General features: G+C 60.3%; 2 protein-coding genes. Both read left to right on the forward strand.

Going from position 1 to position 2,139, the window contains the following annotated elements; translation table 11 throughout:
* Positions 1 to 615, forward strand: a 615-nt coding sequence (locus tag KGB25_RS30350; protein WP_223438009.1) for a TPM domain-containing protein, incomplete at its 5' end; no start/stop codon positions are given.
* Positions 616 to 843: 228 nt separating this feature from the next.
* Entirely contained in the window at positions 844 to 2,058 is a 1,215-nt protein-coding gene (locus KGB25_RS30355) for a class I SAM-dependent methyltransferase (protein WP_223438011.1), read from the forward strand.
* Positions 2,059 to 2,139: the final 81 nt, after the last annotated feature.

A 2,139-nucleotide genomic window follows, 5' to 3' on the forward strand; every position in this document is an offset into this window, starting at 1 on the left:
GCATTACTGACTGAACACGAACAACGCAAAGTCGCCGAGGCAATCGCCCGGGTCGAGCGCGACACCGACGCCGAACTGGTAACGGTGCTTGCAGCCCGCGCCGACGACTATGCGTACATCCCGCTGCTGTGGGCCAGCCTGCTGGCGCTGGTGGTGCCGGGTGTCGTGCATTATTTGACCGGCTGGCTGACCATGCACAGCCTGCTGCTGGTGCAATGGCTCACCTTCATCGTGCTGTGCCTGGTGTTCCGCATTCCGAAAGTCACCACGCACCTGATCCCGCGCTCGGTGCGTCACTGGCGCGCCTCGAACCTGGCGCGCCGGCAGTTCCTGGAGCAAAACCTGCACCACACCGTCGGCAGCACCGGCATGCTGATTTTCGTTTGCGAGGCCGAGCGCTATGTGGAAATCCTGGTGGACGAAGGTATTTCCAAACGGCTGGATAACAAAAACTGGGACGCCATTGTGGCGGCGTTCACCCAGCAGGTGAAACAGGGGCAGACGTTGCAGGGTTTTGTCACGTGCGTGGAAGCGTGCGGCGAGTTGCTCAAGGTGCATGTGCCGGTGACCCACGTGCGCAATGAACTGCCGAACCGGTTGGTGGTTCTAGGCTGACGCTGATCCCCTGTGGGAGCGAGCCCGCTCGCGATGGTCGTCAACGATGACGCGGGGTTGCAGGAAAATCGCGGTGCTCTTGAATCCATCGCCGGCAAGCCGGTCTCGCTCCCACAGGGGAATGCGTTCACATGCTGAACCGTTCGGGAAATTAGCCGTGCCCTGAACGGCCATCCCCCCTAAAATACCCGCCATTCCCGATTCGCTCCGCCCGAGGCCGTTTTTTCCATGTCCGTCACCGCCACTCCCGCCAGCCTCGCGCCGGATCACCACGCCCAGTTCATCGACCTGCTGCAAACCAGCCTCGACGCCAATGCCTTCATCAAACTGGTGCTGGCCAAGTACGTCGGCACCGAAGCGGATCTGCAACGGCTGATCATCAAGCAACTGACGGTCAAGGATCAGCCTTGCCTGTCCTTCGTCTACCGCTACAAAACCCGCGACATCACCAAGAACCTGCCGCTGGCCGAGGGCGTGGCGACCATCGCCGCGTTGCTGCCGGCCTCGTTCAAAAATGCGCATTTGTTGTCGCTGACCGACGAAGCCCAGCTCGAATACAGCAAAAAGGGCAAGTCTTCGCTGTTCAAGAGCAAACCTCAGCAATTGCGCGAAGTGCCGTCCGCCGAGCACAACCGCGAGAAAAACCGCTTCCTCGACCTCAGCCGGCCGTTCCTTGCCGACCTCGGTGTGACCAACAGCAAGCACGAGCTGATCCCGGCGATGTCGCGCAAATGGAAGCAGATCAACAAGTTCATCGAAGTCTTCAGCCATGCCCTGACCACCTCGCCGCTGGCACTGGACAAACCGGTGCGGGTCGCGGACTTCGGTTCGGGCAAGGGCTACCTGACGTTCGCGATCCACGACTATTTGCGCAACACCTTGAACGCCGAAGGTGAAGTGACCGGCGTCGAGCTGCGCGAAGAGATGGTCAACCTGTGCAACGCCGCCGCGGCGAAACTGGAACACCCGGGGCTGGTGTTCAAGTGCGGTGACGTGCGCAGCGTGGCGCCGAGCGAGCTGGACGTGATGATCGCGCTGCATGCCTGCGACATCGCCACTGATTATGCGATCCACACCGGCATTCGTTCCGGCGCGTCGATCATCATGTGCTCGCCGTGCTGCCACAAGCAGATCCGCCTGCAAATCCAGAGCCCGGCGCTGCTCAAGCCGATGCTGCAATACGGTTTGCACCTGGGTCAGCAAGCGGAAATGGTCACCGACAGTTTGCGTGCGTTGTTCCTTGAAGCTTGCGGTTATGAAACCAAGGTGTTCGAGTTCATCTCACTGGACCACACCAACAAGAACAAGATGATCCTGGCGGTCAAGCGCGCCGAGCCGGTGGACCCGACCCAGTTGTTGGTGAAGATTCAGGAGCTGAAGGATTTCTACCACATCACCGAACATTGCCTGGAAACCCTGCTGCGCGCTGACAATTACCTCTAAAACACCTTGTAGGAGCCGGCTTGCCGGCGGTGGCGATTTCACGGACGCCATCGCCGGCAAGCCGGCTCCTACAGGATTGAG

It is taken from the genome of Pseudomonas sp. BF-RE-21, from assembly GCF_019947305.1.
Taxonomy (GTDB): domain Bacteria; phylum Pseudomonadota; class Gammaproteobacteria; order Pseudomonadales; family Pseudomonadaceae; genus Aquipseudomonas; species Aquipseudomonas migulae.